The 15,777-nt window shown below is 66.1% G+C and carries 14 protein-coding genes; 5 read left to right on the forward strand and 9 right to left on the reverse strand.

Annotated features, from left to right (window positions below; all coding sequences use genetic code 11):
* Positions 1-235: 235 nt before the first annotated feature.
* Together DV733_RS07525 and DV733_RS07530 are read right to left on the reverse strand one after the other, a co-directional pair.
* Positions 236-1,291, reverse strand: coding sequence for a glycosyltransferase (locus DV733_RS07525; protein ID WP_049995367.1), 1,056 nt, complete (start codon positions 1,289-1,291; stop codon positions 236-238).
* 102 nt (positions 1,292-1,393) lie between these two features.
* Positions 1,394-3,046 (reverse strand): sensor histidine kinase, encoded by a 1,653-nt coding sequence (locus DV733_RS07530; protein WP_237560531.1) that lies wholly within the window; start codon positions 3,044-3,046, stop codon positions 1,394-1,396.
* An 85-nt stretch (positions 3,047-3,131) separates the two neighbouring features.
* On the opposite strand from DV733_RS07530, the gene DV733_RS07535 reads away from it, so the two are divergent.
* Together DV733_RS07535 and DV733_RS07540 are read left to right on the forward strand one after the other, a co-directional pair.
* Complete coding sequence (locus tag DV733_RS07535) at positions 3,132-5,000, forward strand: S9 family peptidase (protein WP_049995282.1); 1,869 nt, start codon at positions 3,132-3,134, stop codon at positions 4,998-5,000.
* A gap of 180 nt (positions 5,001-5,180) precedes the next feature.
* On the forward strand, positions 5,181-7,238 hold the full coding sequence (locus DV733_RS07540; protein ID WP_049995281.1) for a hypothetical protein: 2,058 nt from the start codon (positions 5,181-5,183) through the stop codon (positions 7,236-7,238).
* Between the two features lie 23 nt (positions 7,239-7,261).
* On the opposite strand, the gene DV733_RS07545 is transcribed toward DV733_RS07540, so the two are convergent.
* On the reverse strand, positions 7,262-8,437 hold the full coding sequence (locus tag DV733_RS07545; protein ID WP_049995280.1) for a thiolase family protein: 1,176 nt from the start codon (positions 8,435-8,437) through the stop codon (positions 7,262-7,264).
* Positions 8,438-8,618: 181 nt separating this feature from the next.
* On the opposite strand from DV733_RS07545, the gene DV733_RS07550 reads away from it, so the two are divergent.
* The gene (locus DV733_RS07550) at positions 8,619-9,092 is read left to right on the forward strand and encodes an FKBP-type peptidyl-prolyl cis-trans isomerase (RefSeq protein WP_049995279.1); all 474 of its coding nucleotides are present in this window, start codon (positions 8,619-8,621) and stop codon (positions 9,090-9,092) included.
* 97 nt (positions 9,093-9,189) lie between these two features.
* Here the strand turns inward: DV733_RS07550 and DV733_RS07555 are convergent, their stop codons facing one another.
* On the reverse strand, positions 9,190-9,546 hold the full coding sequence (locus DV733_RS07555; RefSeq protein WP_049995278.1) for a YbjQ family protein: 357 nt from the start codon (positions 9,544-9,546) through the stop codon (positions 9,190-9,192).
* A 73-nt stretch (positions 9,547-9,619) separates the two neighbouring features.
* Positions 9,620-10,678 carry an NAD(P)-dependent glycerol-1-phosphate dehydrogenase gene (locus DV733_RS07560; RefSeq protein WP_049995277.1) on the reverse strand — a complete coding sequence of 353 codons (1,059 nt, stop codon included), beginning with the start codon at positions 10,676-10,678 and terminating at the stop codon, positions 9,620-9,622.
* A gap of 326 nt (positions 10,679-11,004) precedes the next feature.
* Between DV733_RS07560 and DV733_RS07565 the strand changes: the two genes are divergently transcribed.
* Positions 11,005-11,856, forward strand: coding sequence for a phosphatase PAP2 family protein (locus DV733_RS07565; RefSeq protein ID WP_049995276.1), 852 nt, complete (start codon positions 11,005-11,007; stop codon positions 11,854-11,856).
* A gap of 7 nt (positions 11,857-11,863) precedes the next feature.
* Here the strand turns inward: DV733_RS07565 and DV733_RS07570 are convergent, their stop codons facing one another.
* Genes DV733_RS07570 through DV733_RS07580 form a run of 3 tightly spaced genes read right to left on the reverse strand, consistent with a single transcriptional unit; the run spans position 11,864 to position 14,194 of the window.
* The gene (locus DV733_RS07570) at positions 11,864-12,844 is read right to left on the reverse strand and encodes an NAD-dependent epimerase/dehydratase family protein (RefSeq protein WP_049995275.1); all 981 of its coding nucleotides are present in this window, start codon (positions 12,842-12,844) and stop codon (positions 11,864-11,866) included.
* Between the two features lie 43 nt (positions 12,845-12,887).
* On the reverse strand, positions 12,888-13,775 hold the full coding sequence (locus DV733_RS07575) for an SDR family oxidoreductase (protein WP_049995274.1): 888 nt from the start codon (positions 13,773-13,775) through the stop codon (positions 12,888-12,890).
* On the reverse strand, positions 13,772-14,194 hold the full coding sequence (locus DV733_RS07580) for a DUF5791 family protein (RefSeq protein WP_049995273.1): 423 nt from the start codon (positions 14,192-14,194) through the stop codon (positions 13,772-13,774). Before DV733_RS07580 ends, DV733_RS07575 begins: the two co-directional genes overlap by 4 nt.
* A 112-nt stretch (positions 14,195-14,306) precedes the next feature.
* Between DV733_RS07580 and DV733_RS07585 the strand changes: the two genes are divergently transcribed.
* Positions 14,307-15,386 (forward strand): tubulin/FtsZ family protein, encoded by a 1,080-nt coding sequence (locus DV733_RS07585; RefSeq protein ID WP_049995272.1) that lies wholly within the window; start codon positions 14,307-14,309, stop codon positions 15,384-15,386.
* Here the strand turns inward: DV733_RS07585 and DV733_RS07590 are convergent.
* Complete coding sequence (locus DV733_RS07590) at positions 15,383-15,766, reverse strand: hypothetical protein (protein WP_049995271.1); 384 nt, start codon at positions 15,764-15,766, stop codon at positions 15,383-15,385. The genes DV733_RS07585 and DV733_RS07590 overlap by 4 nt on opposite strands.
* Between the last annotated feature and the right edge of the window lie 11 nt (positions 15,767-15,777).

Below are 15,777 nucleotides of genomic sequence, written 5' to 3' on the forward strand. Positions count from 1 at the left end.
CAGACGAGCAGACCCAGAAAGCCCCCGGTCGCTACGGTCCCGCGGCTCGCTGCGCTCCAGTAGGTGCTTGCGTCGCCGAGGTTCCCGTAGCGACCGACCCCTTTCAGTCCCACCCACAGGTATCCACGCCCTCCCCAGCCGATTCGCTCAGTCGTTTCACTCCTTCACTCATCCCTCGCACGGCAATTGCTCACCACGAGGGTTCGCCAGCGCGCGCCAGAATAGTCACTTCAGATCAAAGCAATCCATATGCGTCCTGCAGATCCCGGTAGAGTTGGAGGTATTGCTCCAGCACCGGGCGATGATCGAAGTCGGCCCACTCCTCGTCGACGGTCAGGTGCTCGAAGTTTCCGGCCTCCTCGATCGCGTCGGCGATCTGCTGGGGCGTCGTCACCCGAAAACTGCGATCGTAGTTCTCGATGAGCTCGTGCGCACTCGACTCGGCCTGGTACTCGACGATCCCGACACAGCCACAGGAAAGCGCCCACAGCAGTTCGCTCGCGAAGTACTCCTCGTAGGCGGTCTGGACGAACGCGTGGGCACCCTTGTAGATCGACAGCCGCTCCTCGCGAGAACACTCACCCACGAACTCGACGCGGTCGTCGATCCGCAACTCTTCGACCTCGTTCTCGTAGTCCTCGCGAGCGGGGCCGTCGCCGATGATTCGGGCCGACCAGTCACGATCCCGTAACTCGGCCAGGCCGAGCAGGAAACTCTTGAGGTTGGCCGTCTCGTCCAGCGGGTGGGCGAAGGCGACGTCGACGTTGTCGGCGGCCTCGACCTCCCGGACGAAGTCCATGTCGATACTCTCGGGGACGAGCTGGAGGCGCTCGGCCGGGACGCCGCGCTCGCGCAACTCGGTCCGAACCATCTCCGAGGGGGCGACGATCCGGGCGGGTTTGGCGAGCGCGCGGCCGGCCCAGCGTCCACTCGGGACGGCGTCGCCGAAGTACTCCAGCACGAGCGGTGCGCGGGCGAGCGAGCCTCCTATACTGGCGGCGGCGACCTGCGAGGCGGGCGTCGGGGCGGCGTGGACGATGTCGGGGTCGAAGCGCCACAGGGCCCACGGGAGCCGCAGCGCGAACGACGTCGGGGCGGGACCGCCCGTCACGCCGTGGTAGATCAGCTCCGAATCGGTCACGGTTTCGCGGCCGTGCTCCCAGGACTGGGCGCAGAAGATCGTGACCTCGTGGCCGCGTTCGGCCAGCAGACGAGCGATCCGCTCGATCCGCTGGACGCCCTCGCTGTCGTCGTGGTGGGTCGTCTCCATGGAGACGAACGCGACCCGCATGCTTGCCTGCAGGGTGGCGGTCGACAAAAAGGCGGGCGATTCGCCGCGGGTGAGTGCCGAGATCGCGTCGCCGCCCACGACGACCGACCGAACACTGCACGCTCAGCGCGGGTCGACGCCCCGTATTTCGAAGCGCGCCCCGCCGTCACGCCCCTCGGTGGCCGTGATCGACCAGCCGTGGGCGGCGACGATCTCCCCGACGATCGCCAGTCCGAAGCCGGTGCCGTGTGTCGCAGTCGAGTACCCGCTCTCGAAGATAGCCTCGCGGTCGTCCGGAGGGATTCCAACGCCGTCGTCCTCGACGTAGAACCCATCTTCGAGTGGGCCGACGCGGACCGTCAGCTGTTCGCCGTCGGATCGGCCGTGCTCCAGGGCGTTTAGGTAGAGATTTTCGAGCAACTGCTGGAGGCGGTCGGCGTCGGCGGCGAAGGTAGTGTCGCCGTCGATTTCGAGGGTCGCGTCGGGGACGTCGACCATCTCCCAGGCGGACTCGGCCAGCGCCGACAGACTCACTGTCGTCGCTTCGTCGATGGGTTGGCCCTGTCTGGCGAGCGCGAGGACGTCGTCGATGAGCGTCTCCATCCGAAGCAGGGCGTCCGCGACCGTGTCGAGGTTCTCGTCGTCACGGTCGTTGCGAGCGAGTTCGAGCCGGGCCATCGCCACGTTCAGTGGGTTGCGGAGGTCGTGGCTGACCATGCTGGCGAACGACTCCAGGCGCTCGTTCTGGCGTTCGAGTTCCTGGCGATACTGTTCGCGCTCGGTGACGTCACTGAGAACGATCAGCCGGCCGAGCTGGGGCTGGTCGGCGGCGAAGGGCGTCTCCGAGATCCGGTAGTAGCGGACGCTGTCGCCGTGTTCGAGGGTGAGTACGGGCTCGTCGCTGTCGGCGGCTTCGGCGACGTTCGGAAGCGTTGACCACAGCGGGTCGCCGAGACCGTCACCGTCGCGAAGTTGCGGGAACAGCGTCTCGGTGCTGTCGTTGTACTCGCGGATACGGTCCTCGTCGTCGACGAGGATCGTCGGCTCGTCGTGGCCGCCGGTCACCTGGACCGCCTGGAACTGGTAGACGTAGACCGACAGGACGCCGACGGCGAAGACCGCGACCCCGAGCGGTTCGTAGGTGATGTCGATGAGGTAGGGCGTCGCGAACCCGACGACGTCCAACACGATCGGCAGTGCGGTCACGCCCAGCAGCGCCAGCAGCGGTCGCGTATCGTAGCTGACCTGGCGAAACCGTTCGAGTAGCATGAAGTAGCCGACGATCGAGAGCCCGTAGGCCAGTCCCATCGCCAGCCAGTGGGCCAACTGGTGGCGGATCGCCAGATGTGCAAAGGGGACCGTCGCGTAGCTCGCCTCGTAGTAGAGGCCGTGGACCGGGTTCGTGAGCTTCACGGCGACGATCAGCAAGAAGACGCCCAGCAGGACCTGCCGATAGGTTCGATCGCGATGCAGCGTTCGGCCGGTGTAGGCCGAACAGAAGTACAGCCACGGCCCGACGGCCGCGATGCCGACGATCAGTCCCACAGTATAGAATCCCAGCGCGAGTTCGACCGTCGGCGCGAGCAGGAAGCCGACGTGCGCGCTCGCCCAGCCGCCGGTCAGCAGTAACAGTGCAAACAACCCGCGTCGCGTGTCCGGGTCTTCGATCCGGCCGACGTAACTCACACTGACGAAACAGGCGACGGCCGCGAGCGCGAAGGCTGCCACGTAAGCGACGAACACTGGCGACACTGATGCGGGCAACGAAACTGCCACATCTCTCGATTGGCGACCCAGACGTATAAAAGAGTCACCCGACTTCGCACAACACCTATGCCGCTCTCGCCCCTCGATTCGGCGCATGACCGTCGATCTCGAACGTTATCTCAACGTCCGTGCCGCCTACGGGGCCTCGATCGGCCCCGACGGTACGCTCGCCTTCCTGATGGACACGACCGGAACCGCTCAGGTCTGGACGGTCGACGGACCCGAGACCTGGCCCCGCCAGCGAACCTTCTTCGAGGAGTCGGTCGGCTTCGCCTCGTGGTCGCCCGAGCGCCCCGAACTCGTCTTCAGCATGGACGAGGGCGGCAACGAACGCGCCCAACTGTTTCGACTCGACGCCGACTCCGGGGCGATCAACCCGCTCACGGCCAGGCCCGAGGCGAAACACCGCTGGGGCGGCTGGAGCAACGACGGCGACCGGATCGCCTTCGCCGCGAACCGCCGTGAGAGGAGCGTCTTCGACGTCTACGTCCAGGGTCGCGCGGAGTCGGGCGATGACGCCGACCTGATTCACCAGGGCGACGGCTGGCTCTCGCTGGGCGGGTGGAGCCCCGAGGACGACCGCCTGCTCGTCGTCGAATCCCACACCAGCTTCGATCAGGACCTCTACTCGCTGGATCTCGATTCGGGTGAATTGACCCATCTCACGCCGCACGAGGACGAGGTCCGTTATCACAGCGCCAACTGGGGGCCCGACGGCGAAGCGCTGTATCTCGTCACCGACCGCGACGCCGACACGCTCTATCTGGCCCGGCTCGACCTCGAAACGCGGGATCTGGAGACCGTCGTCGAGGGCGGCGACTGGAACGTCGACGGCGTCTCGCTCGACGAGGACTCGGGCAGACTGGCCTACTCTCGCAACGTCGACGGCTACACCGAACTCACAGTCGGAACACTCGACGGTCCGACCGACATCGATCGGCTCCCGACGCCGGATCTCCCTGGGGGGCTGGCGGGTGGGGTCTCCTGGAGCGAGGACGCCGACCGCTTCGCTGTCACCGTGACGGGTCGGGCCGAGAACACGAACGTGTACGTCGTCGAGATAGGCGAGGTTCTGAGCGAAGCGAAGAACCTCGAAGAAAGCGAGCGGGGAGCGAAGCGACCCGCGAGCACCGAATCGGGCGAGAGCGAGCGCTGGACCCGCGCTTCCACCGCCGGAATCCCCCGTGATTCCTTCGTCGAACCCGAACTGATCCACTACGAATCGTTCGACGGAATAGAGGTACCGGCCTACTTCTCGCTGCCCCACGATCCCGAACCCGGCGAGACGCCCGTCATCGTCGACGTCCACGGCGGGCCCGAGAGCCAGCGCCGCCCTTCGTTCTCGGGACTCACGCAGTACTTCCTCTCCCGGGGGTACGCTGTCTTCGAGCCGAACGTCCGCGGATCGACGGGTTACGGCAAGGAGTACACCCATCTCGACGACGTCCGAAAGCGGATGGACTCGGTGAAAGACCTGAAAGCCGGTGCGGACTGGCTCGCCGGGCACGAGTTCGTCGACGAAGACCGGATCGTCGTCAAGGGCGGCTCCTACGGCGGGTTCATGGTCCTCGCGGCACTCACCGAGTACCCCGACATGTGGGCGGCGGGCGTCGACACTGTCGGGATCGCGAACTTCGTCACGTTCCTCGAAAATACCGGCTCGTGGCGACGGAAACTCCGGGAGGCCGAGTACGGATCCCTCGAGGACGATCGGGACTTCCTCGAATCGATCAGCCCGATCAATCACGCCGACCGCATCCGCGCGCCGCTGTTCATTATCCACGGCGCGAACGATCCGCGCGTGCCCGTGGGCGAGGCCGAACAGATCGCCGCGGCGGCCCGCGACCACGGCGTCCCCGTCGAGCTACGGATCTACGAGGACGAAGGGCACGGCCTGAGCAAGCGCGAGAACCGCATCGACGCCTACACCGACGTCGTCGCGTTCCTCGACGAACACGTCTGAATCAGACTCCAATTTCAGACCCGGAAACTGTGGCTGGGCGTCTTTTGTACACTACTTCGTACTGCCGAGTGCAATGGGTGAGGAAGTTGCCGTCCTGAACCGGAGACGCGCGTTCGTGGGGAACGCGCTGTCCGTCCAGATGAATCGTGATTCGACCACCCGAACGGAGGTACGCTGCCGATGACTCTCCGTCGCGCACTGCTCGTCGTCGCCGTCGTCGCGGCCGTCGCGCTCGCCGGTTGCACCGGCGGCCCCGAGATGACGCCCACGCCGACCGACGCGTCGACGCCCGCCGGGACGACCGCGCCGACCGTCGACGCGTCAGCCAGCGAGATCCAGTCGACAGCACTCGAAAGCGCACAGAACGTCTCGCGATACGAGGCGACGGTCGACGGGACGATCGCCGTCAGCGCGAACAACGTCGAGCAGACGATCGCCCTCCAGAACGAACTGGTGATCGACCGGCCGGCGACCGAGTACCACCGCTCGCTCGAACAGACGGTCCGCGGACAGACCACGACCGTCGATGGGTATCTCGTCGACGAGACGAACTACGCCCGGAGCCCGCAGCACGCCCGCCAGTACGGTTCCGAGTGGATCGAAACCGACGTCTCCGGGAACGCGACCCAGCTGCTCGACCGGTACGACATTCTCGCACAGTACCGCAAGGCCCTGGCCAACGCCAGCGTCGCCGTCGACGGCGCGACCACGAGCGGCGACGCGACCCTCCGCCGTCTGCAGGCCGATCTGAACACGACGTCGCTGGACACCACGTTCCAGACCGGCAACCGGACGACGTTCACCGACGCGAGCGTGACCTACTGGGTCGACCGTGAAGGGACGATCCACCGCGTCAACGCGACGTTCGATCAGACGACCGAGACGTCACGGACGACGACCAACCGAACCATCGTCTCGACGATCGACTTCGCGTACGGTGACGCACCGATCGATCTCCCCGAGGAGGCCCGCAGTGCCGTCGACATCACTGACGACGGTGAGTCGGGTGAGGACCCTGCTGGTGGCTCGGACGATGGCTCCGACACCGACTCGGGTGAAGGGTCCGATGGCGACGGCACCGCCGAGTCCGACGGTGACGATTCGGCGATCACCGTCCGTGGCGGCGACCTGGCGGTCGATCCCGACCGCACGTTCAAGCGCGTCGAGGCAGTCCTGGAGACGAACGTCACCGACCCCGAAGCCGTGGTCGCCCAGGGTCCGGCGAATCTGACGCGCGGCAGGGGAGTCGACCGGCGGACGCTGTCGGATACGCTCGGTCTCGAATCCGCGTCGCTCGCGGGCACGAACGTCACGCTCGGCTCGCGAGACGTGCCGCTGTCCTGGCTCGCCGAGGGCCGTGTCGACGGCGTCGGCAACGTCTATCTGCACAGCGCGCCCGGCATGGGATCGGGAGTCACCAGGCTGTTGACTGCCCACGAGTTCGTCCACTACGTCCAGTTGCAGAACGGCCGCTTCGAGAGCGTCAACGCCGGGACTGACACGACGACAGACGGAGCTTACGCCGCGCGGGCGACGACCGAAGGCGCGGCCGTCTTCACGACGGACGCGCTGCTCGAACGCTACGTCCCCGAGGGGCCGCGCAACGTCGCCCTCTACGACGGGATCGCGGCCGCTGCTCCGAACGGGAGCCTGACCGCGTACGGCAACAGCCGATACGTCTTCGGAACGCGCTACGTCGACGCCCGGATCGACGACCCCGCTGCGATCGAATCCGTCTATCAGCATCCGCCGACGACGAGCGAACAGGTCCTCCACGGGCTTGCGCCCGGAAGCGAACCGCCGGCCCCGCTGACAGTCACGGTCGAGACTGGGAGCGAGTACGTCCTCGCCGGCAGCGACCGCAAAGGTGAGGCCTACCTGCGGTACGCCCTCGACAACGGTGTCTCGACCGACCGTGCAGTGGCTGCAGCGGCTGGCTGGGGCAACGACACCGTCCGCTCGCTTCGGCCGGCCGACGGTGAGGGCACTACCAGCTACGTCTGGGTGCAGCGCTGGGACACCCCTGGAGACGCCACCGAGTTCGCGACCGTCGCTCGCGACTATCTCGACAGCTACGGCACGGTCGAGAACGGAACGACCACGCTCGATGGCGTCCCCGCCAGATTCGAGACGCTCGACGATCGGACGACTGCGCTCGTGATCGGCTCCAGGGACGTTCAGTCTGCGGTGACGCTTCGAACCGACGGCGGCGGTGTCGTCGTCGCCGAGACGCGCTGATAACGGTGCCTCACGTTCGCGGCTCAGACCCGTTCGATCAGCGTCGCGATCCCCTGCCCGAACCCGATACACATCGTCGAGATTCCGTAGCGCCCGTCACACGCCCGGAGCTGGTAGGGGAGTTTCCCCAGGAGTGCCGCACCGGTCGCCCCGAGCGGATGGCCGTGGGCGATCGCGCCGCCCCAGACGTTGGTCCGGTCCCACTCGGCACCGGTCTCTTCGAGCCAGGCCGCCACGACCGACGCGAACGCCTCGTTGACTTCGAAGCGATCTATATCCGCGACCGTGAGATCGGTCGCTGCGAGCAGTTCCCGAGTAGCGGGAATCGGCCCCGTCAGCATCGTCACCGGATCGACGCCGACGACGTGCGTGTCGACGATTCTCGCCAGCGGGTCCCAGCCGTGTTCCTCACACGCAGCGCCTGAAGCCACCAGTAGCGCGGCCGCACCGTCGACGATCCCCGACGAATTGCCAGCGTGGAGGACGCCCTCGCCCTCGGATCGGAACGCCAGTGGCAACTCGCCCAGCGCGTCGACCGTGGTCTCCGGTCGCGGATGTCCGTCCTCCTCCACGACGACCGCCTCCCCATCGAGTCTCGTCTCGACGGGGACGATCTGTTCGTTGTAGGCACCGTCCTCGACAGCCTCGCCCCAGCGGCGCTGGGAGTCGACGGCGATCTCGTCAAGTTCCCGGCGAGAGAGGTCCCACTGCTCGGCCATCCGTTCGGCCCCTTCGCCCTGGGTCGTCAACTCTTCGACGTGCTCGAAGTAGGTGTCGGTGACGACCGATCGCTCGCCGTAACTGCTCCCGGGAGCGTCACTGCCCATCGGCACGCGCGTCATATGCTCGACGCCGCCCGCGACGAGTACGTCGGCCATCCCGCCCCGGATCTGCCCGGCCGCGAAATTCACAGCCTGCTGGCCGGAGCCGCACATCCGGTTAAGTTGCACTCCGGGGACGGAATCGCCCCACCCTGCGACCATCGGTGCGATCCGACCGACGTTCGATCCCTGTTCGTCGACTGGGGTGACACATCCCAATATTACGTCCTCGATGTCGGTGGCGCCGTCGAAGTCGTTTCGGCGTTCGAGCGCACGCAACGGCTCGGCCGCCAGATCCTGCGGGTGGGTGTCCCGGAACGAGCCACCGCGCTTGCCGAAGGGCGTCCGGACCGCGTCGACGATGTAGGCGTCGTCCATGCCGGACTGTGGATCGCCGAAGCACATCACAGTTTGGTACAGTGTAACTCACTCACTCGCGATATAGTGTCCTTCGAAGGCGAAAGTTCGACAGAGCGTCTCGAACGAGGTTCAGGGACCGAATCCTTCACAGTGGAAACGACCGTGCGGATTTAAGCCCCTGCCTGCCCCACAGTCGGGCATGCCGATCGAACCCGGTGACACCGTCACCATCGAGTACGTCGGCCGTTTCGAGGACGGTTCTATCTTCGACACCTCGCGCTACGAAGTTGCCCTCGAACACGGCCTCGACGACGCCCAGGACGCCGGCCCCGGCGACTACCCCGCACTCTCTTTTACCGTCGGTGCGGGCGATATCATCGAGGGACTAGATAATTCCCTTGTGGGTATGAGAGATGGCGAGGAAGCGACGGTCGAGGTCACACCAGAGAGAGCATACGGCGAGCACGACCCCGATCGAGTCCGGGAGTACGATCCTGATACCTTCGAAGGAATGGTTGGACAGGAGCCTGCAGTCGGGCTGCACGTCCACGCCCAGAACGGCTTGCACGGTGACGTGACGGCCGTCACCGAGGATAGCGTGGAGGTCGATTTCAATCACGAACTCGCGGGCAAAACACTGGTTTTCGAGATCGAAGTCGTCGATGTTCGCTGACCTTCTCCTATAGTAGCCATTGAAAATCAATGCACACACGATCGCACGACAACAGTGCGATCGGTGTGTAAATCGTTTCAATTGTTACTATAGTCGATCAGTCGAGTCTGACTGCGGTCCCGTAGGCGATCACTTCGGAGGCTCCTTTCGTCACTTCGGACGTCTCCAGCCGGACGTTGACGACAGCGTCGGCCCCCATCTCGACGGCGTTGGCTTCCATCCGGGCGATGGCGTCGTCACGGGCCGTCGCGAGCAGCGTCGAGTACGCTTTGAGTTCGCCGCCAGCGAGATTACGGAACCCCTGGGTGATGTCACGGCCGACGTTGCGGGCTCTGACGGTGTTGCCGCGCGCGATCCCCAGGACCTCGGTGATCTCTCGGCCGGGGACTGTCTCTGTGGTGACGGTCGCGACGAGGGTCTGTTCGGTCTCCGGGTACTGTGTCTGGGTCGACATAACGAGTAGAGAGACGCTGGCGAGCGAGATAATCTAGCAGTGAGCAGCGCACGCACGAGTCACGGCGGCGCTCTCAGATCACGCCGGTCACGTGGGCTGCTTCCCGCGCGGCCTCCTCGCTCATGCCGTTTCCGAGGATAGTGTAGCGATCACGGATCTCGTGGGCACTGGTCAGCGCCTCGATCACGGTCTCGTCGTCGATCCCTAATCCCTCGGCGGTCGTCGGCGCGCCGATCCGGTCGAGGGCGTCGCGGATGTTGCGCCACATGCCGTTCTCGCCGTCCTGCAGGTACGCGGCGATGATCGAGCCGACGCCGACCTGGTGGCCGTGCAGGGCCGCGCCGGGGACGAGCCGGTCGAGCTGGTGGCTGAAGAGGTGTTCCGCGCCCGAGGCGGGTCGCGAGGAGCCGGCGATCGACATCGCCACACCAGAGGAGACCAGCGCCTTGACGACGATCCAGGCCGACTCTTCGAGGCCGGGCTTGATCGAGTCGGCGTTCTCGACGAGCATCTCGGCGGTCATCCGCGCTAGTGCGGCGGAGTACTCCGAATACTCGACGTTCTGGAGGCGATGTGCGAGATCCCAGTCCCGGACGGCGGTGTAGTTCGAGATGATGTCCGCACAGCCCGCGGTGGTGAGCCGCCAGGGGGCGTCGGCCAGAATTTCGGTGTCGGCGACGACCGCCAGTGGCGGCTCGGCCGCGACGCTGTGGCGGGTGTCTTTCTCGGGGACCGACCCACGCCCGGAGACAATCCCGTCGTGACTCGCCGCCGTCGGCACGGAGACGAACCCCTGGTCGCGGTGGTCGGCGGCCATCTTCGCAATGTCGATGGCCTTGCCACCACCGACGCCGACCAGGAACCCGGCTTCGGCGTCGGCGGCGGCCTCGATGACGCGTTCGACCTCGCTGAAACTGGCCTCCTCGACGACGACTGTCGCCGGGTCACGGCCAGCGTCGGCGAACAGCTCGGTGACACGCTCGCCGGCGACTTCTTTTGGTGTGGGACTCGTCACGACGAGCGGCCGGCCCGCGAGGTGGAGTTCCTCGACGGCTTCGACGGTCTGGCCGAGCACGCCGTGGCCGACGAGGACGTTCCGCGGCAGTCGAATCCAGGTCGACTTCTGAAACATGTCTGGGTATGGACTCGGCGGGAGTATAACGGTTTGCCGTCCCGATCCGGCCGCGAGCGAATCGCGCATCGTGGTCGCTCTGTTCTCGACACTGTCCTGTAATATATTTTATTATAATCGTCTGCTTTCAGTTTTGGAATGGGTATGTCGAATCTATCAGCGATCGCCGTCTCTTCGAGTTCCGGTGGGGACTGTTTCAGAGACGGAAACTCTGGTGGGCCTTTTGTGGGTTCGTCTCTCCACTGTTCGTTTACCATGGGATCGGCGCACGTTCAGGGTGTCTTCTCGACGGTGTTCGCCGCGCCTGGCCAGGTGAGGGGGGAGCGATGTCGCTGCTGTCGGTGAGCGCCGTCGTCGGCCTCGTCGTCTTCGCCGGTGTCGTGTCGACGATCCCGGTCTGTTTCGATCGTCGTTCGCTCCGGCAGGCACGTCGAACGCTCGACGAGGCGCTGTTCGATGCGGCACCGTATCTCGGTCTCGTGGCGCTGGTGTTGCTGTTTCGACGGTTCGTCCACGACGAGAGCGTCCAGCTGTCCCACGAGGTCGGCCGGAACATCACGGACACGCTATTCGCGGTCGAGGGATTCTTCGTCGCGCACCTGCAGGCGCTCACTCCAGACGCGCTCGTCCCGGTGTTCGCGGCCTTCTACGTGTTCGGGTTCACCTACCTCCTCGTGGTTCCGGTCGTTCTCTACGCGCTCGCGTCGACGACGCGCTCGCTGAAAGAGCTGCTCGTCGCGTACGCGCTCAACGACGTCATCGGAATGTCCCTGTACACGCTGTTCGTCGCTTACGGGCCGCGGCTCCACATCGCGAACCGCGTCGACGGCCTGTTGTACGACCTCTATCCGCAGGTCCGACAGCTGACCACGGCCGTCTCTGCCAACACCAACGTCTTTCCGTCGCTGCACACGTCGCTGTCGGTCGTCGTCCTCGTGTTCGCCTGGCGGACCCGCGAGAACCAGCCGCGCTGGTTCGCGATTGCGGCGATCTGTGCCGGCGCGATCGTCCTCTCGACGATGGTCCTCGGGATCCACTGGCTGACCGACGTCGTCGCCGGCGTCTGTCTGGCGTACGTCTGTGTCGTGCTGGCCGGCTGGATAGTCGCCGCCGTCGAGCGTCGCCGTCTGAACGGGGAGTCGGCACCCACACACGCCTCCCAGGGCGCTGACGACTAACCGTCGCTCACCGCAGTCGATCGAGGATGTCCGCTTCGACGTCCCGGCGCGGGCCGCGGTCGCTCCCGTCCCGATCGCTCTCGCGATGCTCTCTGACTGTGGGTTCGAGCGCCTCGCGGTGCGGTGTCGCCTCCCAGCCCAGTGCGTGGAGCTTCTCGGTCGCCAGCAGGTGTGGCCGGTCGCGGTACAGCGGGAAGTCGTCGGGTTCGAGATCGGGGCTGAGTTCGCGCTCGCTGGCGTAGGCCTGTCGCACGTCGGTCTCGCAGGCCGCCGCGAGCAGATCGAGCAGATCGCCGAGCGGCTGGGCGTCCCTGTCGCCGACGTTGTAGGCTTCGCCTGCAGTCCCGCGCTCGGCGACGACTCGGAGCGCACTGGCGACGTCCTCGACGTAGGCGAGCTGGTGGAGCGACCCGCCGTCGCCGGGGACGACGACCGCGCCGTGGCTGTCGACGCGGGCGAGCCAGTAGTCCAGTCGTTCGGTGTAGTCGTGGGGGCCGTAGACGATCGTCGGTCGGACACTCATCGCCCGGACGCCCTCATCGGCCGCGGCGAAGACGGCACGATCACCCTCGGCCTTGCGCTTGCCGTATGTCTCGTGGGAGTCGTCGACCGCTTCGGATTCACTACAGGATTTCAGCGGCGTCTCACCCTCGCGCTTGGGGATCTCGTCCGCGGCGTAAGCTGCCCCGCTGGAGACGAAGACGTACGCCTCGCTGTCGGCGAAGATGTCCGTCGCGACCCGGACGTCGCGAGGGTGGTAGGCGACCAGGTCCACGACGACGTCCGGCTCGACCGCCTCGGCGGCGGCCCGCAACTGCTCGTCCTCGCGCCGGTCGGCCTCGACCAGCTCGACCGCGTCGTCACCGCCGAAGGGATTGGGGTGGTGGCCACGATTACAGAGCGTCACATCGTAGCCGTGCTCGCGGAATTCGGCGACCGTCGCCCGGCCGATGAATCGCGTCCCGCCGACGACCAACACCGATTGCATGCCACTACGTGTGAACTGTGTGACTAAAAAACGGGTGGGGCGTCTAGGCGTTGCGATACTGCTCGATGGCGTCGCGATACCCCTCGCGATACGTCGGATATGCGAACTCGTAGCCCAGGCTTCGCAGTTTGTCGTTGCTGACCCGCTTGCTCGTCTGGATCCGACGCCTGCCCGCCTCCGAGAGCTCGGGGTCGTCGAGGCGCTCTTCTTTGGTCTGTTTCGGTGGCTCGGGCTCGCCGCACTCACTCGCCAGCCAGTCCGCAAAATCCCACTTGCTGACTGGTTCGTCGTCGACGACGTTGACCACCTCGCGGCGCGCCTCGTCTGCTTCCAGCAGGAAGCGCACCGCGCCGGCGGCGTCAGCCTGGTGAATCATGTTCAGATAGCCCTCCGTGACGGGTCCCTCGACGTACCGCGAGAGCCGGTAGCGCTCTGGGCCGTACAGGCCGGCGAACCGGGCGACTGTCCCGTCGGTGTCGTCGATCGGGCGCTCGGTCGCGATCGCCTCGGCCTCGGCGAGCACTTCGGTCTTCTCAGTGGTCGGTTCGATCGGTGTCCCCTCGTCGACCCACGCGCCGTCGTGGTCGCCGTAGACCCCTGTCGAGGACGTGTAGACGATCCGGTCGGGGACGGTCGACCGGGCGCAGAAGTGATCGATCGTCTCCCGGAGGCCGTCGACGTAGACCTCGCGGGCGGCCTCGGCAGCCCGACCCCCGCTGGAGGCCGCGAAGACCACCCAGTCGGAATCGGGGACGGCTTCGAGGGTCTCGGAGTCGGTCACGTCGGCCTCGACCGCTGTTGCGCCAGTCGCTTCGATGGCTTCGAGCCCCGCTTGCGAGCGGCGGACGCCGACCACGTCGTGAGCGGGCTGGAGTTGGCGGGCCAGTTCGAGGCCGATGTAGCCACATCCGAGGATGGCGACGCGGGTCATTTCGACTCCAGCAAGTGGTGGATGCGGGCGTACTCGCCCAGCGTGATCGGGTAGCGCCCCTCGACTTTCTGCTGGATCTCCTTGGGTTCGAGGTCGCCGCCGAGTTCGGCCGCGACGCTATCGACGTCCATGACCGCGGTGGTCATTCCCATCAGGAGGATGTCCCGGGCTTCGGCGACGACCGCGTCGGCGTCGGGATACTCCGCCGAGAGCGCGAGGACGGCGGCGGCGTCCTCCAGCGTGACCTCGCCGGCGTCGCCGTTCGCGAGCGATTCGACTGTCGGTTCGTCGAGTCCGGTCTCGGCGAGAACAGCTTCGACGCCGTGGTCGTCGATCACCGTCTGCAGTACGTCCTGGTAGGCTGCCAGCAGCGCCTCGGGGTCGCGCTCGCCGGCGTCGGGGAAGCGTCCGGTCAACATACCTTCTGGTTAGGGGTGGGGGTACAAGTGGGTGGTACTTTCCGCGGGAATTGCCGCCGCCACCCGATAAAATGTCCAAACGTTGATTACGCGGTATGCCGACCCATTGCATATGAAAGTCGTCCTGATCGGGGTTGGTCAAGCCGGCGGCAAGATCACCCAGGCCCTCGCGGAGTACGACTACGAGATGGGGTTCGACGCTGTCCAGGGGGCGCTGGCGGTAAACACCGCCGAAGCCGACTTGCAGGCTCTGGACATCGACACGCTGTTGATCGGCCGCGACCGGGTCAAAGGTCACGGCGTCGGCGGCGACAACGAACTCGGCGCACAGATCATGGAAGAGGAGGCCACCGAGGTCATGAACGAACTCGACGGCCGGATCACCTCCAAGGCCGAGGGGCTCGTAATCGTCGCCGGCCTCGGCGGCGGCACCGGGTCGGGCGGCGCGCCCATGCTCGCGCGCGAACTCAACCGGATCTACGACATTCCCGTCTACGTCCTGGGTGTGCTCCCCGGGCGCAACGAGGGATCGATCTACCAGGCCAACGCCGGCCGCTCGCTCAAGACCGTCGTCCGCGAGGCTGACTCGACGATCCTCATCGATAACGACGCCTGGCACGCCACCGACGAGAGCGTCGAGGAGGGCTTCGACACGATCAACCAGAACATCGCCCAGCGCGTCGGCTTGTTACTGGCAGCAGGCGAGGTCATCGACGGCGTCGCCGAGAGCGTCGTCGACTCCAGCGAGGTCATCAACACCCTCCGACCGGGTGGCATCGCCTCCATCGGGTACGCCTCCGTGGCCGCGGCCGAGGACAGCGCCGACAACGTCAACAACATCACGAGCGCGACCCGCAACGCCCTGCTGGCCGGGACGAGCCTGCCAAACGCCGTCGATGCCGACACCGCGCTGCTGGTGATCGCTGGCGACCCCGACCGAATCTCTCGCAAGGGCGTCGAACGCGCTCGCAGCTGGGTCGAAGACGAGACCGGCAGTCTCGAAGTCCGCGGCGGGGACTTCCCGCTGGACACGGAACGGCTGGCGGCGCTGATCCTGCTCGGCGGCGTCGAGCGTTCACACCGGATCGACGAGTTCCTCGACCGGGCCCGGGAGGCCCACAAACAGGCGAACGAGCCCAGTCCGAACCCGAACGAGGCCTTCGACAACGAGGAACTCGACGACCTGTTCTAGTCCTCGTCGTCTTCGAGTTCGATCTCTTCGAGCGCGGCGGCGACGTCGTCGTCGTCGGCGCTGTCTTCTTCCTCGGGGAGGTCGACGTCTTCTTCGAGGTCGTCTTCGGTGGACTCCTCGGCGTCTGACTCCAGGGAGGGACCGCTGTCCCCGGCGAGGTCAGGGTCGATCGAGGGACCGGAGGATTGGCTCAGGTCGGCGTCGGGATCGGCGACCCCGCCCGGTGGGGCGTTCCAGACGTCGTGTTCGTTGAGCACGGTGTCTCGGTGCTGGAGGAGCCAGTCGACGTAGCCGTCGAGATCGTCGAACCCGTGCTCGTCGGCCTCGCGGCGCATGTTGTCGATCATCGCCGGGTCGAGATCCAGTGAAACGTCCGCCATCGTTCCCCATT

The sequence above is a fragment of the Halapricum salinum genome, assembly GCF_004799665.1.
Lineage (GTDB): Archaea > Halobacteriota > Halobacteria > Halobacteriales > Haloarculaceae > Halapricum > Halapricum salinum.

Coding starts and splice junctions, on each gene's coding strand:
- DV733_RS07565 (WP_049995276.1), top strand. CDS start 11,005: ATGTCGCTGCTGTCGGTGAGCGCCGTCGTCGGCCTCGTCGTCTTCGCC.
- DV733_RS07535 (WP_049995282.1), top strand. CDS start 3,132: ATGACCGTCGATCTCGAACGTTATCTCAACGTCCGTGCCGCCTACGGG.
- DV733_RS07550 (WP_049995279.1), top strand. CDS start 8,619: ATGCCGATCGAACCCGGTGACACCGTCACCATCGAGTACGTCGGCCGT.
- DV733_RS07580 (WP_049995273.1), bottom strand. CDS start 14,194: ATGTTGACCGGACGCTTCCCCGACGCCGGCGAGCGCGACCCCGAGGCG.
- DV733_RS07585 (WP_049995272.1), top strand. CDS start 14,307: ATGAAAGTCGTCCTGATCGGGGTTGGTCAAGCCGGCGGCAAGATCACC.
- DV733_RS07560 (WP_049995277.1), bottom strand. CDS start 10,678: ATGTTTCAGAAGTCGACCTGGATTCGACTGCCGCGGAACGTCCTCGTC.
- DV733_RS07575 (WP_049995274.1), bottom strand. CDS start 13,775: ATGACCCGCGTCGCCATCCTCGGATGTGGCTACATCGGCCTCGAACTG.
- DV733_RS07525 (WP_049995367.1), bottom strand. CDS start 1,291: ATGCGGGTCGCGTTCGTCTCCATGGAGACGACCCACCACGACGACAGC.
- DV733_RS07540 (WP_049995281.1), top strand. CDS start 5,181: ATGACTCTCCGTCGCGCACTGCTCGTCGTCGCCGTCGTCGCGGCCGTC.
- DV733_RS07590 (WP_049995271.1), bottom strand. CDS start 15,766: ATGGCGGACGTTTCACTGGATCTCGACCCGGCGATGATCGACAACATG.
- DV733_RS07555 (WP_049995278.1), bottom strand. CDS start 9,546: ATGTCGACCCAGACACAGTACCCGGAGACCGAACAGACCCTCGTCGCG.
- DV733_RS07570 (WP_049995275.1), bottom strand. CDS start 12,844: ATGCAATCGGTGTTGGTCGTCGGCGGGACGCGATTCATCGGCCGGGCG.
- DV733_RS07545 (WP_049995280.1), bottom strand. CDS start 8,437: ATGGACGACGCCTACATCGTCGACGCGGTCCGGACGCCCTTCGGCAAG.